General features: G+C 68.5%; 21 protein-coding genes. 10 read left to right on the top strand and 11 right to left on the bottom strand.

Going from position 1 to position 21,257, the window contains the following annotated elements; all coding sequences use genetic code 11:
• Positions 1-5 precede the first annotated feature (5 nt).
• The 3 genes from secB to EL288_RS22710 are packed head-to-tail and all read right to left on the bottom strand — an operon-like array spanning position 6 to position 1,303.
• Positions 6-533 (bottom strand): protein-export chaperone SecB, encoded by a 528-nt coding sequence (secB, locus tag EL288_RS22720; protein WP_003807422.1) that lies wholly within the window; start codon positions 531-533, stop codon positions 6-8.
• A gap of 53 nt (positions 534-586) precedes the next feature.
• Positions 587-847, bottom strand: coding sequence for a glutaredoxin 3 (grxC, locus tag EL288_RS22715; protein ID WP_010929908.1), 261 nt, complete (start codon positions 845-847; stop codon positions 587-589).
• Between the two features lie 33 nt (positions 848-880).
• A complete protein-coding gene (locus EL288_RS22710; RefSeq protein WP_010929909.1) occupies positions 881-1,303 on the bottom strand; it encodes a rhodanese-like domain-containing protein in 423 nt (140 codons plus the stop codon).
• Between the two features lie 153 nt (positions 1,304-1,456).
• On the opposite strand from EL288_RS22710, the gene gpmA reads away from it, so the two are divergent.
• The 6 genes from gpmA to EL288_RS22680 all read left to right on the top strand — a co-directional run bounded on the left by gpmA (position 1,457) and on the right by EL288_RS22680 (position 8,302).
• Complete coding sequence (gpmA, locus tag EL288_RS22705) at positions 1,457-2,209, top strand: 2,3-diphosphoglycerate-dependent phosphoglycerate mutase (RefSeq protein WP_003807430.1); 753 nt, start codon at positions 1,457-1,459, stop codon at positions 2,207-2,209.
• Positions 2,210-2,212: 3 nt separating this feature from the next.
• Entirely contained in the window at positions 2,213-3,778 is a 1,566-nt protein-coding gene (locus EL288_RS22700) for a murein hydrolase activator EnvC family protein (protein WP_033460250.1), read from the top strand.
• 26 nt (positions 3,779-3,804) lie between these two features.
• Positions 3,805-5,250: a protease CptA gene (gene cptA / locus EL288_RS22695; protein ID WP_033446625.1), complete on the top strand. Its 1,446-nt coding sequence runs from the start codon at positions 3,805-3,807 to the stop codon at positions 5,248-5,250.
• Positions 5,247-6,041 (top strand): HesA/MoeB/ThiF family protein, encoded by a 795-nt coding sequence (locus EL288_RS22690; protein WP_003807436.1) that lies wholly within the window; start codon positions 5,247-5,249, stop codon positions 6,039-6,041. Before cptA ends, EL288_RS22690 begins: the two co-directional genes overlap by 4 nt.
• A 136-nt stretch (positions 6,042-6,177) precedes the next feature.
• Positions 6,178-6,873 (top strand): FadR/GntR family transcriptional regulator, encoded by a 696-nt coding sequence (locus tag EL288_RS22685; protein WP_003818947.1) that lies wholly within the window; start codon positions 6,178-6,180, stop codon positions 6,871-6,873.
• Between the two features lie 16 nt (positions 6,874-6,889).
• Positions 6,890-8,302, top strand: a complete 1,413-nt coding sequence (locus EL288_RS22680; protein ID WP_003807440.1) for an FAD-binding oxidoreductase — start codon at positions 6,890-6,892, stop codon at positions 8,300-8,302.
• A 66-nt stretch (positions 8,303-8,368) separates the two neighbouring features.
• Here EL288_RS22680 and thiC read toward each other — a convergent pair whose 3' ends face one another.
• Entirely contained in the window at positions 8,369-10,282 is a 1,914-nt protein-coding gene (gene thiC / locus EL288_RS22675) for a phosphomethylpyrimidine synthase ThiC (RefSeq protein WP_003807441.1), read from the bottom strand.
• Between the two features lie 318 nt (positions 10,283-10,600).
• On the opposite strand from thiC, the gene EL288_RS22670 reads away from it, so the two are divergent.
• Both EL288_RS22670 and EL288_RS22665 read left to right on the top strand, forming a co-directional pair.
• Positions 10,601-11,167, top strand: coding sequence for a lipoprotein (locus EL288_RS22670; RefSeq protein ID WP_003807442.1), 567 nt, complete (start codon positions 10,601-10,603; stop codon positions 11,165-11,167).
• Positions 11,168-11,257: 90 nt separating this feature from the next.
• Positions 11,258-12,247: a HindIII family type II restriction endonuclease gene (locus EL288_RS22665; protein ID WP_010925760.1), complete on the top strand. Its 990-nt coding sequence runs from the start codon at positions 11,258-11,260 to the stop codon at positions 12,245-12,247.
• 12 nt (positions 12,248-12,259) lie between these two features.
• Here the strand turns inward: EL288_RS22665 and EL288_RS22660 are convergent, their stop codons facing one another.
• From EL288_RS22660 to EL288_RS22650, 3 genes are all read right to left on the bottom strand, one after another.
• Positions 12,260-14,455: a DUF1156 domain-containing protein gene (locus EL288_RS22660; RefSeq protein ID WP_003807447.1), complete on the bottom strand. Its 2,196-nt coding sequence runs from the start codon at positions 14,453-14,455 to the stop codon at positions 12,260-12,262.
• A 72-nt stretch (positions 14,456-14,527) separates the two neighbouring features.
• A complete protein-coding gene (locus tag EL288_RS22655; protein WP_162835031.1) occupies positions 14,528-14,956 on the bottom strand; it encodes a helix-turn-helix domain-containing protein in 429 nt (142 codons plus the stop codon).
• 118 nt (positions 14,957-15,074) lie between these two features.
• Positions 15,075-15,518: a helix-turn-helix domain-containing protein gene (locus tag EL288_RS22650; protein WP_003807452.1), complete on the bottom strand. Its 444-nt coding sequence runs from the start codon at positions 15,516-15,518 to the stop codon at positions 15,075-15,077.
• Between the two features lie 62 nt (positions 15,519-15,580).
• Between EL288_RS22650 and EL288_RS22645 the strand changes: the two genes are divergently transcribed.
• Positions 15,581-16,375 (top strand): response regulator transcription factor, encoded by a 795-nt coding sequence (locus EL288_RS22645; RefSeq protein WP_010925762.1) that lies wholly within the window; start codon positions 15,581-15,583, stop codon positions 16,373-16,375.
• Between the two features lie 165 nt (positions 16,376-16,540).
• On the opposite strand, the gene proB is transcribed toward EL288_RS22645, so the two are convergent.
• The 4 genes from proB to rplU all read right to left on the bottom strand — a co-directional run bounded on the left by proB (position 16,541) and on the right by rplU (position 19,636).
• Positions 16,541-17,677, bottom strand: a complete 1,137-nt coding sequence (proB, locus tag EL288_RS22640) for a glutamate 5-kinase (protein ID WP_003807457.1) — start codon at positions 17,675-17,677, stop codon at positions 16,541-16,543.
• 70 nt (positions 17,678-17,747) lie between these two features.
• On the bottom strand, positions 17,748-18,881 hold the full coding sequence (gene obgE, locus EL288_RS22635; protein WP_003807459.1) for a GTPase ObgE: 1,134 nt from the start codon (positions 18,879-18,881) through the stop codon (positions 17,748-17,750).
• A gap of 149 nt (positions 18,882-19,030) precedes the next feature.
• Complete coding sequence (gene rpmA / locus EL288_RS22630; protein ID WP_003807460.1) at positions 19,031-19,291, bottom strand: 50S ribosomal protein L27; 261 nt, start codon at positions 19,289-19,291, stop codon at positions 19,031-19,033.
• A gap of 33 nt (positions 19,292-19,324) precedes the next feature.
• The gene (rplU, locus tag EL288_RS22625) at positions 19,325-19,636 is read right to left on the bottom strand and encodes a 50S ribosomal protein L21 (protein WP_003807462.1); all 312 of its coding nucleotides are present in this window, start codon (positions 19,634-19,636) and stop codon (positions 19,325-19,327) included.
• A 424-nt stretch (positions 19,637-20,060) separates the two neighbouring features.
• Here rplU and EL288_RS22620 point away from each other — a divergent pair, with 424 nt between their 5' ends.
• A complete protein-coding gene (locus tag EL288_RS22620; protein WP_033458478.1) occupies positions 20,061-21,209 on the top strand; it encodes a fumarylacetoacetate hydrolase family protein in 1,149 nt (382 codons plus the stop codon).
• Positions 21,210-21,257 lie beyond the last annotated feature (48 nt).

Genomic DNA, 21,257 nt, shown 5'->3' with positions numbered 1-21,257 from the left:
CGGACTTACTGGCGCGTGGCGCCCGGGGGCAGGATGATGCCCGAGTCGTTGCCGTTGGCGGCGTCCGGTTGCTGCTGGGCCATTTCGGCCAGGCGTTGCTCGTACAGGGCCTGGAAGTTGACTTCGGCCAGGTGCAGGGCCGGCAGCGAGGTGCGCGTGATGGCGTCGGCCACGTTGGCGCGCAGGTACGGATACAGCATGGTGGGGCACACGATGCCCAGCAGGGGGTCCATCTGCTCGGCCGGGATGTTGGCCAGTTCGAAGATGCCGGCCTGGGTGCCTTCGACCAGGTACAGCACCTTGTCGTTGACGCGGGTGGTGACGGTCACGGTCACGGTCGACTCGAACACGGTCTCGGCCAGGCGCTGGCCGCCCACGTTGATGCTGACCTCGACTTGCGGCGCTTCCTGTTCCAGGAACACGTGCGGCGCATTGGGCATTTCCAGCGACAAGTCCTTCAGGTAGACGCGCTGCAGATTGAACGAGGGCGCGTCCGAGCCCGCTTGCTGGTTGGTTTGGTCCTGATCAGCCATGAGAATTTCCGGGTGAATGAAAAACGAGTGGAATGGCGGCGCGGCGAGCGCCTTCAGCCGCCGTTGAGCAGCGGGAGCAGGCCGCCTGAGCGGTCCAGCGCCTGCAGGTCGTCGCTCCCGCCGACATGGGTCTCGCCGATGAAAATCTGCGGGACCGTGCGCCGGCCGGTGCGCTCGATCATGATGTCGCGTTGCGACGGATCCTGGTCGATACGGATGATTTCGAGATCGGCGACGCCGCGCTGCTTGAGCAGCGCCTGGGCGCGCGCACAGTAGGGACAATAGTCCTTGCTGTACATCACTACTTTCTGCATGGTCGCTCCGGGTGGGGATGGGATGGCGGGCACTCAGCCTTTCTGGGTGACCGGCAGGCCGGCGGCAAACCAGGCGCGCATGCCGCCCTCGAGCACCGACACTTCGGCAAAGCCCTGCGAACGCAGGCGCGCGGCGATGCGCGCGGCGTCGCGGCCCTGCTCGCACACGACGATCAGGGGCTTGTTCTTGGGCAGCGCGCCGGCCTTCTTCTCGAGGTCGGCGGCGGGCAGGCTGCGGGCCTGCGCGATGTGGCCGGCCTGGAACTGCTCGGTCGGGCGCACGTCGACCCAGACGGCCTGGCGCTGGTTGACCATCTGGATGGCTTCGGACGTACCCACCGCGGCGCCGGCGCGGCCCTTGCGCAGGGCCGGCAGCATCAGCATGATGCCCGACACCACGGCCACGGCGACGATGAAGACGTTGTTTTTATCGATCAAGAATTGCAGTAAATCCACAGGGCATCCTAGGGGGGGCGGCGCGAGCCTGGAAACAACGGCCCGGCCGCGCCGCGAAACAGGGCGGGCCAGGGGGAAAAGCAGAGAAAAACCAGTCAATTATAAAATGACCGCATTGTTCAACTTTAACCCGCTCAGGTTGCGGCCTACACCATGTACAAACTTGTTCTGATGCGCCACGGCGAAAGCCAGTGGAACCTGGAAAACCGTTTCACGGGCTGGACCGATGTGGACCTGACCGAAACCGGCCGCGAGCAGGCCCGCAAGGCGGGCGAATTGCTCAAGCGCGAGGGCTACGCCTTCGACCTGGCCTATACCTCGGTGCTCAAGCGCGCTATCCGTACGCTCTGGATCGCCCTGGACGCCATGGACGCCATGTATACCCCGGTGGGCATCAACTGGCGCCTGAACGAGCGCCACTACGGCCAGCTGCAAGGCCTGAACAAGGCCGAGACCGCCGCCAAGTACGGCGACGAGCAGGTGCTGATCTGGCGCCGCGCCTACGCGATCGCCCCGGAGCCGCTGGACCTGGAAGATCCGCGCCACCCGCGTTTCGATGGCCGCTACGCCAAGATTCCGGCCGACCAGCTGCCGGCCACCGAATGCCTGAAGGATACGGTGGCGCGCGTGCTGCCGTTCTGGAACGAATCGATCGCCCCGGCCATCCGCGCCGGCCGCCGCGTCCTGGTGGCCGCGCATGGCAACAGCCTGCGCGCGCTGATCAAGCACCTCGACAATGTTTCCGATGATGACATCGTGGGCGTGAATATTCCGACCGGCCAGCCTCTGGTGTATGAATTGGATGAGGACCTGAAGCCGATTCGCCACTATTATCTGGGCGATGCCGCCGAGATCGAGGCGGCGATGGCTGCCGTGGCGGCGCAGGGCAAGGCGAAAAAGGACTGATTCATGCGGGTCGCGGCGGGTTTGCTGGTGTGGGCGGCGGTGGCGGTGGCGCCACCGGCGGCCTGGGCGGTTTCGGACCTGGCGGGCCGTCAGTCCGAAGCCGAACGACAGCAGGCCGCGCTGCGCGACCGCATCGACGCGCTGCAGAAAGAGATCGACACGCGCGAGGCCGCCCGCAAGGAGGCCGCCGACGCGTTGAAGGAATCCGAATCAGCCATTTCGCGCATCAATCTCCGGCTGCGTGAATTGGGCGAGACCAGCCGCAAGGCCGAAGCCGAACTCGCCGGCCTGGAAAAGCAGGTGGTGGCGCAGCAGGCGGTGCTGCAAAAGCGCCGCGCCGAGCTGGCCGACCAGCTGCGCACCCAGTACACCAGCGGCCTGTCGCCCTGGACGGCCCTGCTGTCGGGCGACGACCCGCAGCAGCTGGGCCGCAACCTGGGCTACCTGGACTATGTATCGCGCGCCCGCGCGCAGGCGGTGCATGCGTTGCGCGAGGATATCGCCCGGCTCGCGGCGCTGCAGGGGCAGGCCGATGCCCGCCGCGACGACATCCAGACGCTGGTGGCCGAGACGTCCAGCCAGAAGGCCGCGCTGGTCGAACAGCAGAAAACCCGCGCCACCCTGTTGGCGAAATTAGAGGGACAGATTGCGGCGCAACGCGCCGAGGCCGGCAAGCTGGGCCGTGACGACCAGCGGCTGTCGCACCTGATCGACGACCTGGGAAGCGCCATCGCGCGCCAGGCGGAGGAAGATGCCCGCCTGCGCGCCGCCGAGGAGGCCCGCCGCAAGGAAGAGGAAGCCCGCCAGGCGGAGGCCGCGCGCCGCGCCGAGGCGGCGCGCCAGCAGGAGGCGGCTCGTCAGGCCGCCGCGGCCCGCGAGGCCGACGCCCGGCGCCAGGCCGAGACGGCCCGCCAGGCGCAGCAGGCGCGCGATGCCGAGGCGCGCGACGCCGCCGCCGCGCGCGAGCAGGCCGAGGCGGCCGCCCGCCAGGGGCGCGGCCCGGTGGCGCTGGCCGACCCTGACGCCGCTGGCCTGCGCCAGGTCGAGGGCGGCCGGCTGGTCGATCCGCAGGCCGCGCCGCCGCGCGAAACCCGCCCGGCGGCTCGCGCCGAACCGGCCGAGCCGGCGCCGCGCGAGGCCGCGCCCGCCCGCACGGCGTCCGCCGCCCCGGTGGGCGGCGGCAATGGCCTGCGGCGCGGGCTGCCGATGCCGGTGCGCGGGACGATCCAGGGCCGCTTCGGCGTCGACCGTCCCGATGGCGGCGTGTGGCGCGGGCTGGTGCTGCGCACCGCCGAGGGCACGCCGGTCAAGGTGGTGGCCCCCGGCACCGTGGTCTACGCCGAATGGCTGAGGGGTTTTGGCAATCTCATCATTGTCGACCATGGACAGCAGTACCTGACGGTATACGCTTACAACCAGAGCCTGCTCAAACGGGTGGGCGACCGGGTGGCGGCAGGCGATACTATTGCTACGGTAGGCGCGACCGGCGGCCAAGTGGAATCGGGCCTATACTTTGAAATTCGCCATCGTGGCGCACCGGTGGACCCGGCCCAGTGGCTGGCCCAATAATCCGGCATCAATATCGGGAAGTGTGCATGAGCACTCGCAAGTTTCGTGGTTTCGGTCTGGTAGCCATCGGCGCGGTGGCGGGCATCCTGCTGAGCGTGGGCGTGTCCGCGGTCGCGCAGCGCGGCAGTCCCCTGCCGCTCGATGAACTGCGGCAGCTCAGCAATGTGTTCGCGGCCATCAAGAACAACTATGTCGAGGCGGTCGACGACAAGACGCTGATCGGCAACGCGATCTCCGGCATGGTGTCCAACCTGGACCCGCACTCGGCCTATCTGGATGCCGACGCTTTCCGGGAAATGCAGACGGCCACGCAGGGCGAGTTCGGCGGGCTGGGCATCGAGGTCGGCGCCGAAGACGGCTTCGTGAAAGTGATCTCGCCCATCGAGGACACGCCGGCCGCGCGCGCCGGCATCCAGGCGGGCGACCTGATCATCAAGATCGACGACACGCCCACCAAGGGCATGTCGCTCAACGACGCGGTCAAGCTGATGCGCGGCGCGCCCAAGTCGCCCATCACGCTGACGATCATGCGCGCCGACCGGCCGCAGCCCATCGTGGTCAAGATCGTGCGCGACATCATCAAGGTGCGCAGCGTGCGCAGCAAGATGCTGGACAACAACGTGGCCTACCTGCGCATCGCGCAGTTCCAGGAGAAGACCGGCCCCGATCTGGCGCGTCATCTGAAGGAACTCGGCGCCAAGGGTGCGCCCAAGAGCCTGGTGCTGGACCTGCGTAACGATCCGGGCGGCCTGCTGACCAGCGCCATCGGCGTGGCCGGCGCCTTCCTGCCGCCCGACGCCCTGGTGGTGTCGACCGACGGCCGCACGCCCGATTCGCGCCACAAGTACCGCGCCACGCCCAGCGAATACGCGCGCGGCGAAGGCAATTACCTCAACGACCTGCCAGGCTGGGTCAAGACCGTGCCGATGGTGGTGCTGGTCAACGTGGGTTCGGCTTCCGCCTCCGAGATCGTGGCGGGGGCGCTGCAAGACCACAAGCGCGCCAAGGTGCTGGGCAACCGCACGTTCGGCAAGGGCTCGGTGCAGGTCATCCTGCCGCTGAGCGAAAGCACGGCGGTCAAGCTGACCACGTCGCGCTACTTCACGCCCAGCGGCCGCTCGATCCAGGCCACCGGCATCGAACCCGACTATGTCGTGGCCGATACCGCCGACGGCGATCTGTTCCGTCTGCCGCGCGAAGCCGACCTGCAGCGCCACCTGTCGAACCAGCAAAGCCCCGACGCCGAGGTCAAGTCGAACAACGACGACAACACCGAAGTGGCCGGCAAGGCGTTCGAGTTCGGCGGCAAGGACGACTTCCAGCTGCAACAGGCGCTGAACCTGCTGGCCGGCAAGCCGGTACAGAAAGGTTCGGCCCGCGCGCAGGCCAAGGCCGACATCAAACCCAGCGAAGGCAAGACCCAGCGCATGACGATCACGCCGACTGGTGTGGAGCCCGCCAAGAGCAAATGAACGACCAGCAGCTGCTGCGCTACGCCCGCCATATCCTGCTCGACGAACTCGGCATCGAGGGGCAGGAGCGGTTCCTGGCGGCGCGTGTGCTGATCATCGGCGCAGGCGGCCTGGGCTGCCCGGCCGCGCTTTACCTGGCCACGGCCGGCGTGGGGCATATCACCCTGGTCGACGACGACGTGGTCGAACTCAGCAACCTGCAGCGCCAGATCCTGCACGCCAGCGACAGCGTGGGCCGCGCCAAGGCCGAGTCGGGCCGCGACATGCTGGCCCGCTTCAATCCGGAAACGCAGGTCGAGGCGCGCGTCGAGCGCCTGGCCGGCGCCGCCCTGGATGCCGCCGTGGCGCAGGCTGACGTGGTGCTGGACTGTTCGGACAACTTCGCCACCCGCCACGCCATCAACCGCGCCTGTGTACGGCACCGCAAGCCGCTGGTGTCGGGCGCGGCCATTCGCTTCGATGGCCAGGTCAGCGTGTATGACCTGCGCGATGCGCAGGCGCCGTGCTATCACTGCCTGTTCCCCGAGGCCGACGATGTCGAGGAACTCAACTGCGCCACCACCGGCGTGTTCGCGCCGCTGGTGGGCATCATCGGCAGCGTGCAGGCCGCCGAGGCCTTGAAGCTGCTGGCTGGCATCGGCCAGAGCCTGGCCGGGCGCCTGCTGCAGCTGGACGTGCGCAGCATGCAATGGCATAGCGTCAACGTGCCGCGCGATCCGGACTGCGCGGTGTGCGGGCAGGGCGGGCAGGCCGCCGAGCACGCGCGCGGCGACGCGGCGCATTGCGCCTAGGCGGGGCGCATCCGGCGGCCGGGGCCGCCACTTCCTGATTCAAATGGCGGGCATACCGGCGCGGCGGCGCGCCGATCCGCGCATACTGGTCGAAGAAGTTTTCATATAACCTGATAAATCAGCCTATAATCCCCGCATGCTCCAGCCCACCCCCACGCTTACCGACCAGGTCGCCGGACAACTGGCCCGCGCCATCGCCGATGGCGCCTACGCCGTGGGCGCCAAGCTGCCGACCGGCCGTGCGCTGGCGCAGCAATACGGCGTGAGCGCCGCGGTCATCCGCGAGGCGACCGAGCGCCTGCGCGCCCAGGGCCTGGTGCAAAGCCGGCAGGGCTCGGGCTGTACGGTGGTGGCCCGCACGCCGGCTGGCGGCTTCCAGGTGCCCGCGGGCGGCCTGGACCGCGCGCATCTGGCGCGGGTGTACGAGCTGCGCATGGAGCTCGAAGGCGGGGCGGCCGCACTGGCGGCGCGCCGTCGCGGCGCCGCCGACCTCGACCGCATGCGGCAGGCCCTGCAGGCGCTGCAGCGCGAGCCCATCGAACCCGAGCAGGGCGTGGTCCACGACGTGGGTTTCCACGTGGCCATCGCCACGGCGACCGCCAATCCCTATTACCTGCAGTTGCTGCAATACCTCAACCTGCAATTGCGCCAGGCGGTGGAGACCGCGCGCGCCAATACGCGGCGCCAGGGCGACCCCGTGCACGCGGTGCACGAAGAGCACCTGGCGATCTACCGCGCCATCGAACGCGGCGAGCCCGAGGCGGCGCGCGCGGCGGCGCAACACCATCTGCTGGGCGCGGCGGCGCGCCTGCAGCTCGACATGAACCTTTGACCGTGCGGCCCCGACCATGAGTGCATCCGAATTTCCGCAACGATTGACGCAGGCGCTGGGCGCCGATGTGGTGGCGACCAGCCCGGCCGATATCGAACCCTGGCTGAGCGACTGGCGCGGCATCTACCGAGGCCAGGCCCAGGCGGTGGTGCGGCCGCGCACGACCGACGAAGTGGCGCGCTGCCTGGCGCTGTGCCAGCAGGCGGGCGTGCCGGTGGTGCCGCGCGGCGGCAATACCGGCCTGTGCGGCGGCGCCACGCCGGACGCCGCGCAGGCCAACGTGGTGCTCAGCCTGGAGCGCATGAACGCGATCCGCGCGCTGGATACCGTGGCCAACACCATGGTGGCCGAGGCCGGCTGCATCCTGGGCAACCTGCGTCGCGCCGCCCAGGACGCCAACCGCCTGCTGCCGTTGTCGCTGGCGGCCGAGGATTCGAGCCAGATCGGCGGCAACGTCGCCACCAACGCCGGCGGTGTCAACGTGGTGCGCTACGGGATGGCGCGCGAACTGGTGCTGGGCCTGGAGGCGGTGCTGCCCAACGGCGAAGTCCTGCACGGCCTGCGCACGCTGCGCAAGGACAACACCGGCTACGACCTCAAGCAGCTGCTGATCGGCTCCGAAGGCACGCTGGGCGTGATCACCGCAGTGGCGCTGCGGCTGTTTCCGCGCGCCGACACGCGCACGGTGGTGCTGGCGGCGGTCGAGTCGCCGCGCCAGGCGCTGCAGCTGTACGAGCTGCTGTTCGAGCAATGCGGCGCGCGCCTGCAGGCCTTCGAGTATTTCAGCGGCGATTGCCTGGACCTGGTGCTCACGCATGTCGACGGCTTGCACGAGCCGTTCGCGCAGCGCTATCCCGCCTACGTGCTGGTCGAGCTGGCCGACACGATTGACGAGGCCGCGCTCAACGCCCTGGTCGAGGAGGTGATCGGTGCGGCGCTGGAGCGCGAGCTGTGCCTGGATGCGGCCGTGTCGGCTTCGCTGGCGCAATTGCAGACGCTGTGGCGCCTGCGCGAGGAAATCTCGGAGGCGCAGCGCGCCGACGGGCCGCATCTCAAGCACGACGTGTCGCTGCCGATCGAGCGCATTCCCGAATTCATGGAAACGGCCGAGGCGCGCGTGCGCGAACGCTATCCCGATATTCGGCCGTTCATCTTCGGCCATTTCGGCGACGGCAATCTCCACTACAACCTGTCGCGTCCGGCGGGCGCGCCGCGCGAGTGGGCGGCCGAGCAGGGCGATGCCGTGACCGACCTGGTGCTCGACGAGGTGCTGCGCTATGGCGGCAGCATCAGCGCCGAGCATGGCATCGGCCAGCTAAAGCGCGACCACTTCCTGCACAGCAAGGATCCGCTGGAATTGCGTCTGATGCGCGAGATCAAGCGGGTGCTGGATCCGGCCGGCATCATGAATCCGGGCAAGCTGCTGTAGCCTCGCGCGCGCCGCCCGAGCGCGGGCGGCGGCCGTCGATTTGCCGTGCCGGGCCATGCCCGGCGCTCAGGTCCGGTGATAGACCTCGGCGCCCTTCTTGACGAACTCCACCGCCTTTTCCTGCATGCCCTGCTGCAGCGCGTCCTTTTCGCTGACGCCCTGCGCCGCGGCATAGTCGCGCACATCCTGCGTGATCTTCATGCTGCAGAAATGCGGCCCGCACATCGAGCAGAAGTGCGCCACTTTCATCGAGTCCTTGGGCAGGGTCTCGTCGTGGAACTCCTTGGCGGTGTCCGGATCCAGGCCCAGGTTGAACTGGTCGTCCCAGCGGAACTCGAAGCGCGCCTTCGACAGCGCGTTGTCGCGGATGGCCGCGCCCGGATGTCCCTTGGCCAGGTCGGCGGCATGGGCGGCGATCTTGTAGGTGATGATGCCGTCCTTGACGTCCTTCTTGTTGGGCAGGCCCAGGTGCTCCTTGGGCGTCACGTAGCACAGCATGGCCGTGCCGTACCAGCCGATCAGGGCCGCGCCGATGCCCGAGGTGATGTGGTCGTAGCCGGGCGCGATGTCGGTGGTCAGCGGGCCCAGGGTATAGAACGGCGCCTCGTCGCAATGCTTGAGCTGCAGTTCCATGTTTTCCTTGATCATCTGCATCGGCACGTGGCCGGGGCCTTCGATCATGACCTGCACGTCGTGCTTCCAGGCCACCTGGGTCAGCTCGCCCAGGGTCTTGAGCTCGGCGAACTGCGCCTCGTCGTTGGCGTCGTAGCCCGAGCCGGGGCGCAGGCCGTCGCCCAGCGAGAAGCTGACGTCGTAGGCCTTCATGATTTCACAGATTTCCTCGAAGCGCTCGTACAGGAAGCTCTCCTTGTGGTGCGCCAGGCACCACTTGGCCATGATCGAGCCGCCGCGCGAGACGATGCCGGTCATGCGGTCGGCCGTCATGGGGATGAAGGGCAGGCGCACGCCGGCATGGATCGTGAAGTAGTCCACGCCTTGCTCGGCCTGCTCGATCAGCGTGTCGCGGAAGATTTCCCAGGTCAGTTCCTCGGCCTTGCCGTCGACCTTCTCCAGCGCCTGGTAGATCGGCACCGTGCCGATCGGCACCGGCGAATTGCGGATGATCCATTCGCGCGTTTCGTGGATGTGCTTGCCGGTCGACAGGTCCATGACCGTATCGCCGCCCCAGCGGATCGCCCAGGTCATCTTCTCGACTTCCTCGCCGATGCCGGAGCTGACGGCCGAGTTGCCGATGTTGGCGTTGATCTTCACCAGGAAATTGCGGCCGATGATCATCGGTTCGATTTCCGGGTGGTTGATGTTGGCCGGGATGATGGCGCGGCCGCGCGCGACTTCCTCGCGGACGAATTCGGGCGTGATGGCCGACGGGAGGGCGGCGCCGAACGACTGGCCGGGGTGCTGGCGCAGCAGGCGCTTGGCCAGTTTCTCGCCATCCGGGCCGCTGGCGCGCAGCGTTTCCAGGTAGTGTTCGCGGCGCAGGTTTTCGCGCAGCGCGATGAATTCCATTTCGGGCGTGACGATGCCGCGGCGCGCATAGTGCATCTGCGTCACGTTGGCGCCGGCGCGCGCGCGGCGCGGGGGGCGCTGCAGGTCGAAGCGCATCGCCGTCAGCTTCGGATCGGTCAGGCGCTCCTTGCCGTAGTCGCTGGTCGGGCCATCCAGCACTTCGGTGTCGCCGCGTTCTTCGATCCAGGCCCGGCGCAGGGCCGGCAGGCCGCGGCGGATGTCGATGCTGGCCTGCGGGTCGGTGTACGGGCCGCTGGTATCGTAGACGGTCAGGGGCGGGTTCTTCTCGCCGCCGAACATGGTGGGCGTGTCGGCCTGCTCGATCTCGCGAAACGGCACGCGGATATCCGGGCGCGAGCCGGTTTCGTAGACTTTGCGGGATTTGGGCAACGGCGCGACGGCGGCTGCGTCGACCTCGGCCGTGGCGGCCAGGAACTTGGGGTTGGCGTTCATGGAAAGCTCCAATCAAGAAGGTTTGGAGCCGAATCGGGATGGATTCCGCGCTGGCGCAAGGGCCGGCAACTGGAATACGCTCCCAGCATCGGCATTATCCGTACTGGTACGAAGGGACTCTCTCAACACGCTGCCGGCCTTGAAGGCGGGACAGCGAGTACCCCTGCGTGATCCTGGAGTATAGGCCGTATTGCGTCTTTACATCTGGAAGCAGTCTCGACTATCGGCCTTGCGTGGGGACCTGTACACTTTTTTGTAACGCCGTGGCCAGCGCGTCCGGCGCGTCAGCCTCTCTGCAAACTGAAGAAGGAAACCATCATGCAACTGACCATTCGCAAACTGGCTTACACGCTGGCTTTTTCCACGCTGGTGCTGGCCGGATGCACCACCGCGTCCAAGAAGACCGACGGCCAGGCGGCCACGCCGGCGGACCAGGCTTCCTCGCAGCAGGCGAGCGCGGCGTCGGTCGAGTTCTACGTGGCTCAGGCCAAGGCCGGCGACGGTCTGATGGAAGTCAAGGTGCCGGATGGTTCGCTCTACATGCAACGGCAGCCGGTCCTGACTCGCGCCGATCTCACCGAGGCGGCCGCGCTGGTCGACCGCCAGGGCCAGAACTTCGTGGGCCTGCGCTTCACCGAGGCGGGCGCCCGCAAGCTGAATGACATCAGCAGCAAGAATATCGGCAATATGCTGGCATTGGTGATCGATCGCGAACTGGTCGCCGCCCCGCGCATCGCCGAGCCCCTGAACCGCGGCGTGCTGGCCTTCGGCGTGCCGTCGGCCAAGGCGGCCTCGGAAATCGCCGCCAAGATCCGTGGCGACGCCGGCGCGCCCGCGGCCGGCGCGCCGGCCGCGCCGGCCCCCAAGCCGGCTCCCAAGCCTTGAGCCCGGGCCGGCCGTTCGCGGCCGGCCGGCGCAACCGGGGCAGCCTTGCGGGGCTGCCTTTTTCATGGACGGGCAAGCCGTGGGGCGGCCGTGCCCGTCGCCCGCCATGGCGTCGGCGAGCGTGTTGTACAGTGCCCCCCTATGCTTACCACCTCTGATCCCTTGCCCCATCCCTTGCTGCACGATGGCGTCGTGGCGGCCGTGGTGCGGCTGTGCGCCGACGCCACCCTCGACTTTCCCGCGCGTTGCGCCCGCCTGGAAGCGGCCATCCGCGCCTGCACGCGCGACCAGATCATCGAGCACCTGCAGCACGGCGGCGTGATTTCCGAATGCATCGGCCACGATTCGTCGGAAGAGAAACTGCTGGCCAAGTACAGCGATGTGCTGCTGGCGTGCGCGCTGGGCGAGCTCGGTTTCCAGGCCCGGGTGCTGGCCGAGCGCAGCGATGCCGCGGACGTCTATGCGGAATGCGGCGACCAGCGCATCGTGGGCGATGGCAAGATCTTCCGCCTGAGCCGCACGGCCCTCAATCCCAAGGACTACAAGGTGCCGTCGCTGAAGAAGTGGCGCCAGGGCGCCGGCTACAGCGCCGATTATTCGGTGCTGCTGGCGCCGTCGTTCCAGTATCCGTTGAGCCGCAGCCAGCTGTACGCGCAGGCGATCGACAACAATGTGCTGCTGCTGTCGTTCGAGCAACTGGCATTCCTGGTGCGGCACCACCAGCCCGGCCGCGATTATCGTCCGCTGTGGGAGTACGCAGGCACGCGCGCAGGCCAGGATACGGCGGCCTGGAAAGAGGCGCGTCAGTACTGGCATGGGCTGAACCAGCTGGTGGCCCGCCTGGCGGGCCAGACCGAGCAGGCGCTGCGCGACAGCTATGCCGCGCGGCGCCAGCTGCTGCAGCGCCAGTTCGACGACGAGATCGCCCACTGGGACGCCGAGGCGCAGCGCATACGCGGTCTCAGCCGCGAGCAGGCCATTGCGGAACTGCTGGTCAGCAAGAAGATCCAGGCCCGCGTGGACCTGATGCGCGGGGCGCAGCGCCAGCTGACCCTGCAACTGGACGATGCGCGCGCCTAGGCGCGCCTGGCGCTAGAGCGAGGCGCGCTGCTTGATCGAGAAGCCGGGCAGCAGGGCGCTGACCTGGCCGGCCAAGTCGACGATCAGCGCCGCGGTGTCGGCATCTTCCACGGCGGCGCAGTTCGCCAGCAGGGCGACGCCCTGGGCGATCAGCGCCACGCCGGCATCGTGCTCGTGCCAGCCGGCCCGCAACAGGCTGCGGTGCAGGCCGCCGCGCAGGATGGCGTCGAATTGCGCCTGCAGCGCCGCGCGCGCCAGCACCGGCCTGGGCGCCTGGGCGCGGCGCGCCACGAAGGTGGTGCAGGTGTTGACGGCCTCGGATGCCAGGGCGCGCGGCCGCGCCTTGCGCTCGATGCTCAACGGTTGCACGCTGTTGATCGTGAAGGGCGCGGCGCGGAACGCCGTCACCAGGGCGGCCCAGCCCAGTACCGAGGCATGGCTGTAGACGAAGGCCAGCAGGCCGTCGGGCTTGAGCACCCGGGCCGCTTCGCGCAGCGCCTGGCCCAGCCGTGCGCAGTATTCGTCGTGAGCCGCGCGCGCGCTGCCGCCGGCGCGCTGCCGCGAGGCCACCAGTTCGTCATGGCCGCTATTGGCGGTCGGCGCATGGGGCGGCGTTGTCGGGCGGTTTTCGATGGCGTCGATAAGCGGTTTCTTCCATGCATAGAAGAAATCTGCCAGAACGCTGTAGAAAATATTGTCGTAATAGGGCGGGTCGGTAACGATGGCGTCGAAGCTGTCGTCCGGATAGGGCAGCGCGGCGGCCGAGGCGCGCTGCACCTGCACCGGCCGGCGCAGCAGCGCCAGCGCGTCGATGCCGGCGCAGATGCGTTCCAGCTTGGCGTGGAGGTTGCCCGGCCCGGTGCCGACCGGATCGACTTCGGCATAGTCCCACAGCATGGCCACGCCCGGGCCGCAGAAGGCGCGTCCGACCTGCTCGTTCTGCGGAATCCACATCGACAGCCGGCAGTTCCAGTCCACCATCTGGTCGATCAGGCCGCTGAGCGAGGCGCTGACGAAGCGCGCGACGTCGGCGCCGTGCGCGGCCTGCAGCGTACGATGCTCGGCCAGCAGTTCCTCCAGCAGCATCAGCGTGACCAGGCGTTGGCGCGGATTGAACAGGTCGGCGTGGCCGCGCATGCCGTAGAGCGCCGGGTTGACGATGCCCGACCAGGCCGGCAGGGTGGTCGCGGGCAGGGCCAGGCCGGTGCGCTGCAGCAGCGTTTCTTCCTGTTCGCGCAGCAGGCCGGCCGCGGGCAAGGCATCGTCGCGCAGGGCGAATTGCTTGCCCACGCCGGCCGACGTGACTACCGCCACGCAATGGTCGGCGCTGTCGGCGATGCCGGGCGTGGCGGTGGCGCTGCAGCGCGGGCAGGCCGTCGCGCCGCGTCCGGCCCAGCGCGATGGGGGCGGCTCGCCATCCGGCAGCGACACCATGTCGACGCCGTCGCCATCGGGGCCGGGCGTGGCCACCATGGCCAGCGCCTTGCCGGCCTTCTTCGACAGCCAGGGCCGCCGCGACAGCGTATAGGCGTAGCCGCATTGCGGACAGGCGTGGCGGTAGGTCCAGAGATAGACGATGGGTTTTTCCGCCTGGCTGGCCAGGCGGCCGCGCAACGGATACAGGGTCTCGGTGCGCCGGGCCAGCCGTTGCAGCACCGCCTGGCCGTGCCGGTGCGCCAGCTGCTTGAGCAGGCCATGGTCCAGCGTGGCGCCGTAGGTCAGGTTGGCCTGCTGCAGGAATACCGCGAGTTCATTGACGTCGATGGAGTGGGCGTCGCAGCCCAGCAGCGCCGCCTCGAAGGCGATCGTGCCGCCGCCGCCGAACATATCCAGCACGCGCGGCGCGCCGCCGTACTGGCCGGCCAGCTCCGCGGCGGCCTCGGCCAGCAGCCCGGGCTGCGGCACGGGGGTGGCGCCCAGTTCGGACAGGCGCGCCGCGGCGCGCTTGTCGGCGGGCGCGCGCAAGGCGGCGTAGACCAGCGCGCGCATGGCCGAATGGGGGCGGCGCGCCCACCATACGTGGATGGTGTGCGGCGTTTCGCCGCGCCCGTAGCGTTCGGCCTTGCCGGCCAGGGACGCTTCGTAGAACGACAGTCCTTCGTCGATCAGCCGGCCCGGTCCGGCCACCGGCGCCAGCCGCGGGACGGGGGCCGCGGCGGGTCGACGGACGCGGCGCGGCGCCGCGGGCTTGCGGGAGGGGGGCGGCATGTATCTCGCTGAAATAAAGGCGCGCGCCCGGTGGGGCGCGGCAGGGGCATTATTCCATATCGCGGGCCGCGTTCAGCGCTCGCGCGGCCACGGCGGCGCGCGGCCGTAGTCGGCATGGCAGGCGTCGATGAAGGTGCGCACGAGCTGTTCGAGCAGCAGCTTGTCGCGGGCGCTGAGCGCCTGGTAGCGGGCGTGGGCGACGGCGCGAAACGGCCACGGCGCGGCAGCACGTTCGCCGCCCGGCTCCATCAGGCCGGGGCGCCAGGCAGCCGGGCCGCTGGGGTAGGCTTCGAGCTCCATCGGGCCCGCGCCGGTTTCGAGCCAGTCCAGGTTTACCTGCAGGGCGATCGCCAGCTTGCGGATCGAGCGGCTGGATTGGCGCAGGCCGTTTTCGTAGCTGGCCACGGCGCTTTGCGACAGACCGCTGATGTGCGCCAGGTTTTCTTGCGAGAGCTGGCGCAGTCGCCGAGCATGCTTCAATCGGTCCGAAAATTTCTTCACTAGCCGATTGAATCTTGCCAATCCAGTACGATGGTAGTTGGAAAATTACCTTGGTGTTGATATGCTCGGGCTTCGGTTCCAGGCAGGCGGGCGGCGCACACCGGCATCAGCATTTGCATCAGTGCTTGCGCGCGCGGCCGCGGCCGTCGGCGTATTCGGCATGGCAGGCTTCGACAAAGCTGCGCAGCATCTGTTCAAGCAGGCGTTTGTCGCGGGCGGCCAGTGCTTCGTACTGCGCACGCGCAATGGTCGTGAACGGCCACGGCGGCAGCGCGCGCGGCGGCGCTTCGCCACTGCCCGGTTCCATCAGGTAGTAAGCGCCGCCAGCGGGCGAAGCGCTGTAGTCGGCCAGGCTTTCCATCGAGCCCTTGCCGGTCTCCAGCCAGTCCAGGTTCACCTGCAGGGCGGCCGCCAGCTTGCGAACCGAACGGCTGGATTGCCGTTGGCCGTTCTCGTAGCTGGCTACCGCGCTTTGCGACAGGCCGCTGGCGCGCGCCAGATCCTGTTGCGTTAGCGAACGCAGTGCCCGCGCATGTTTCAATCGGTCTGAGAATGTCTTCACGGCCTGATTGAATCGTGCGAATCAAGCACTATGGTGGTTGAATTTATTACGTTAGTGTTGAAATGTCCACCTATTCCATTCCTGACGATTCCTGCGCCGGCCGCATATTGTTGGCGTTCAGCAGCGTGATGATCGAAGCGCGCGTCCAGCTCGAGGCTGGCTGGCGGCAGGCCGGCTGGATCGTCGACTGGTGCGAGGGCCAGCATGCGCTGGCGCGGCTGCTGGCCATGCACCCGCCCGATGCGGTGGCTCTGTGCGGCGTGGCCGGCACGCTGTCCGGCCTGGTTCGCACCACCCGCACCAGCGTGCCCGCCGCGGTGGTGGTGGCCTTGCTGTCCGAGGGCGGCCTGCCGGAGCGTATCGCCATGATGCGCGCCGGCGTCGACCTGTGCTGGCCGATCGAGACGCAGGTCGAAGAGGTGGCCGCGATGGTGGATGCGTTCGCGCGCCGGGGCACGGCCTCGGCCGCCGCGGCCAGCGCCTGGTACCTCAGCAATGCCGGCCGGGTCCTGGCCGGGCCTGGCGGCGTGCGCCTGCCCCTGACCGTCGCCGAGCGCGAGTTCATGGCGCGCTTGCTGGCCGCTCCCGGCCATCGCCTGGCGCGCCAGCAGCTTGCCTGCGGTTTCAGGCAGCGCGGCGTTCAGGATGGCGCGCCTGTCTCGTCCGAGGTGCTGCCTTCGTGGACGGCCAATTCTTCGCATGCCGCGTCGTATGACGCGGCCGCGGGCCTGTCGCGCAACGTCGACGTCATGGTCTCGCGTCTGCGCGCCAAGGCGCAGCGCATGGGCATCAATCTGCCCTTGCTGTCGGTGCGCCGCTGGGGGTACCTGTTCATCGCCGACAGCGACGCGGGCTGACTTGCTGCGCGAAGCCGCCGCTCGTACTGCCTGATAAACAATCCGGGGCATCGGGCGCGCACGGAACTGGCCTACACCTGGCACGCCATGGGCGGTCAGGAATACAGGACAAATCGGAGGGGCTTGTCCGGCATGTTGGTTGGTGTTGCCGGACAGTCCAGCGGCTCAGGTGACGACCAGGTTGTCGCGGTGCATCAGTTCCGGGTCTGTCATGCTGCCCAGGATGCGCGCGATCTGGCTCGACGGCTGGCGCAGGATGCGCCGGGTATCGGCCGACGAATAATTGATCAGGCCGCGCGCGCACTCGCGTCCATGCATGTCGACGCAGGCCACGACGTCGCCGCGCTCGAACTCGCCCTGGACTTCGGCCACGCCGATGGGCAGCAGGCTCTTGCCCTCGTGCAGCAGGGCATGCACGGCGCCATCATCGAGCACCACGCGGCCGCGCAGGCGCAGGTGGTCGGCCAGCCATTGCTTGCGCGCCGACCATACCGGCAGGACCGCGCGCAATTCCGTGCCGATGCATTCGCCTTGCGCCAGGCGGGTCAGCACATTGCGTTCGCGGCCTGATGCGATGACGGTATGGGCGCCGCTGTGGGCGGCCCGCTTGGCCGCCAGGATCTTGGTGAGCATGCCGCCGGTGCCCACGCCGCTGCCGGCGCCGCCGGCCATGGCTTCCAGGGCGGCATCGCCGGCTTGCGCATGCGCCACGAAGCGCGCGGCCGGGTCGCGGCGCGGGTCGGCTTCGTACAGGCCGCGCTGGTCGGTCAGGATGATGAGCGCATCGGCTTCGATCAGGTTGGTGACCAGGGCGCCCAGGGTGTCGTTGTCGCCGAAGCGGATTTCGTCGGTGACGACGGTGTCGTTTTCGTTGACGATGGGCACCACGCCCAGGCGCAGCAGGGCGAACAGGGTCGAGCGCGCATTCAGGTAGCGGTGCCGGTCGGCCAGGTCTTCGTGGGTGAGCAGGATCTGCGCGGTGCGCAGGCCGAACTCGGCGAAGGCGGCTTCGTAAGCCTGGCACAGGCCCATCTGGCCCACGGCGGCGGCGGCCTGCAATTCGTGCATGGCCGAAGGGCGCTTGCGCCAGCCCAGCCGCGCCATGCCTTCGGCAATGGCGCCGCTGGAAACCAGCACGACCTGCTTGCCCTGCTGGTGCAGGGCGGCGATCTGGGCTGCCCAGTGGCCTACCGCGGCGCGATCGAGGCCCCGGCCTTCGTTGGTGACCAGCGAGGAACCCACTTTGGCGACCAGCCGATTGGCCGCGGAAATGACAGAAACGGCAGAGGTTTGGGCAGTCATGGCGATGACCGGTGTGGCGTTTCGAGGGCTGCCGCGCGATGCGCGGCGGGTGACGGAGTGCGGGAAAGGGTTATTCGTCACCGCCAGGCGGCGTGGCGGGCGCGGCGCCGCCACGGCTGGCGTCGAAACGCGGATCTTCGAACACATAGGTGCCGTCGGCCTGGTCCTGGGCGTCCTGGTCCTTGCGCTTTTCGGCGTCGAGGTAGTCCTGCAGGGCCCAGATCAGGTCCTGGGTGCCTTCGCCGTTGAGGCCGGAGATCGCGAAGACCGGGCCGGTCCAGCCGAATTCGGCGCAGAAGCGCTGCTGGGCGTCCTGGGCGTCGGGCACCATGTCCAGCTTGTTGAGCACCAGCCAGCGGGGCTTGGCGGCCAGCTCGGGATCGTAGCGGCGCAGTTCTTCGACGATGGCGTTGGCATCGACGACCGCCTGCTCGATGGGATCGGCTTCCGGGTCGGGGCTGGAGATATCGACCAGGTGCAGCAATACGCGCGTGCGCGCCAGGTGGCGCAGGAACAGGTGGCCCAGGCCGGCGCCCTCGGAGGCGCCTTCGATCAGGCCGGGAATGTCCGCCACCACGAAGCTGCGCGAGGGCGAGGTGCGCACCACGCCCAGGTTGGGGTGCAGCGTCGTGAAGGGGTAGTCGGCGATCTTGGGCCGCGCGTTCGAAATGCGGCTGATCAGCGTCGACTTGCCGGCATTGGGCAGCCCGAGCAGGCCGACGTCGGCCAGCACCTTGAGCTCCATGCGCAGGCGGCGCTGTTCGCCTTCCTTGCCGGGCGTCCATTGGCGCGGCGCGCGATTGGTGCTGGACTTGAAATGGATGTTGCCCATGCCGCCGGCGCCGCCCGCGGCCAGCGTGACCTTCTGGTCGTGCCGGTCCAGGTCGAACAGCACCTCGCCGGTATCGGCGTCGTGCACCACGGTGCCCACCGGCACGCGCAGGGTGATGTCGGGGGCCGCTGCCCCGTATTGGTCCGAGCCGCGGCCGTTCTCGCCGTTCTTGGCGCGATGCAGGCGGGCGTAGCGGAAGTCGATCAGGGTGTTGATATTGCGGTCGGCCACGGCATAGATGCTGCCGCCGCGCCCGCCGTCGCCGCCGTCCGGGCCGCCCTTGGGGATGAATTTTTCGCGCCGAAAGCTGGCCACGCCATTGCCGCCCTTGCCGGCGATGACTTCAATGGTGGCTTCGTCTACGAATTTCATGATCTTTGGTGGCTATTCGGTGTCTGCCCGCCAGGCGGGCGGATGTTGCGCCGCGGCGGCGCGGCCGTGCGGTTCCGGCTATTCTGCCTGAAAACAAAAAGCCCTGCCGCGTGCGGCAGGGCTCGCCGTTCCGGGGAACGCGCAGCCGATTACTCGGCGGCGACCACCGAGACGGTGGGTTTGTTCAGGGCGCCCTTGACGCTGAAGTGCACCTTGCCGTTGGCCAGGGCAAACAGGGTGTGGTCCTTGCCCACGCCGACGTTCACGCCGGGGTGAAAGCGGGTGCCACGCTGGCGCACGATGATCGAGCCAGCCAGGATGCTTTGGCCGCCATACACCTTGACGCCCAGTCGTTTCGATTCCGAGTCGCGGCCGTTCCGGGTAGAACCGCCGCCCTTTTTCTGTGCCATGTTTAGCTCCTGCTAATTAGGTACCGGGCCGTATCAAGCCGTGATGGCTTCGATGCGGATCTCGGTGTAGTTCTGACGGTGGCCTTGGTGCTTCTGGTAGTGCTTGCGACGGCGCATCTTGAAGATCTTGATCTTGTCGTGCCGGCCATGTGCAAGAACCGTCGCCTTGACCACGGCGCCGGAGACGAGCGGCGTGCCAACTTTCAGCTGGTCGCCTTCGCCCACGGACAGCACTTGGTCCAGGGTGATTTCTTGCCCAATGTCAGCAGGTATCTGTTCTACCTTGAGTTTTTCGCCGGTGGCAACGCGATACTGCTTGCCGCCGGTTTTTATGACCGCGTACATGGGATATATCCTTAAATTGAAATGTGGATTGCAGGCATTTGCATGGCCTGCGGTGCAACACTGGCTCTCGCAAGGTGCGCAAGGCTTGGCCGGCGCACCCGCGTGTTTCCCAGTAATGCCCATCCAGGCACCGTGCGGTGCGGGCAATCCAGGCGCAATTCGGCCAAAGACCGAATCGACGATTCTAGTCCGCGCCTGTGGAAAAGTCAAAAAGCCGTGCTGGGCTAAGGGCTTAGGGCGGCGGGAGAGGGCTGCGGCGGCCCGCGCGCTGTGGCGTGCGGGCCACAGGCGCGGCGTCCAATCGCCGCGGGCGCGGTCTTGCGCGGCGCCGGGTGCGGCCCTAGACTCGCGCGATTCTTCCTGGCGGCCCTGCCGTTTGCAACGGCCCGGCGATGCCCCGGCGTCCTCTTGGAGATTGCTGGCCATGGCGGTACCTCATGACGACTTGCCCGAAGACCTGGAGCGCGCCTTGCTGGTTGGCCGCGTGTGGCGGCCGGCGCCCGTCGACGGGCCATGCGTGGTGGCGGTGCGGGGCGGGCGGCTGTACGACCTGACCGCGGTGACGCCGACGCTGGCCGACCTGCTCGATCGCGGCGACCGCGTTGCGCTGGCGCGCAATGCCGCCGGCGAATGCCTGGGGCCGGCGGCCGATTGGCTGGCCGGCCGCGCCGCCGGGGCGATGCTGGCCCCGTGCGACCTGCAGCCGGTCAAGGCCGCCGGCGCGACCTTCGCGGCCAGCCTGGTCGAGCGGATAGGCGCGGAACAGGCCGGCGGCGACGCCGGTCGCGCCGCGGCGGTGCGCGAGCGCATCGCCGGGCTGATCGGCACCGACCTGTCGCAGTTGCGGCCGGGTTCGCCCGAGGCGGCGCGCCTGAAGGCCGTCCTGCGGGCGCGGGGAATGTGGTCGCCATATCTCGAAGTGGGACTCGGCCCCGATGCCGAGGTGTTTTCCAAGGCGCCGCCCATGGCCTCGGTGGGATATGGGTCCTGGATCGGGCTGTTGCCGGAGTCCGAGTGGAACAACCCGGAGCCGGAGATCGTGCTGGCGGTGGACGCGCGCGGCCAGGCGGTGGGCGCGACCCTGGGCAACGACGTCAACCTGCGCGATGTCGAGGCGCGCAGCGCGCTGCTGCAGAACCGGGCCAAGGACAACAACGGCTCGTGTGCCATGGGGCCGTTCGTGCGCCTGTTCGACGCCGGCTACGGACTGGGCGATGTGCGCCGCGCCGACGTGCGGCTGCGCATCGAGGGGCAGGAGGACGGTTTCGTGCTGGACGCCACGAGCCACATGCGCGAGATCAGCCGCGACCCGCTCGAACTGGTGCGCCAGACCTGCGGCGGCCATCATCAGTATCCGGATGGGTTTATGCTTTTCCTTGGCACCATGTTTTCGCCCACCCAGGACCGCGCCGCCGCCGGCCGCGGTTTCACGCACCGCCCGGGCGACCTGGTACGCATTGCCTCGCCGCGGCTGGGGGCGCTGGTCAATCGCGTCGGCCTGGCCACCGCCATCGCGCCCTGGACGTTCGGCGTGCGGGCGCTCTATGCCAATCTGCGCCGCCGTGGCCTGTAGCGGTCCGGCGGGTCCTGGGCAGACCGTATAATTCGGCCGACGTGTGCC

The sequence above is a fragment of the Bordetella bronchiseptica genome, assembly GCF_900636925.1.
Lineage (GTDB): Bacteria > Pseudomonadota > Gammaproteobacteria > Burkholderiales > Burkholderiaceae_B > Bordetella > Bordetella pertussis.
Note: the sequence above shows the minus strand (reverse complement) of the source record. Positions and strands in the feature narration are given on the sequence as shown.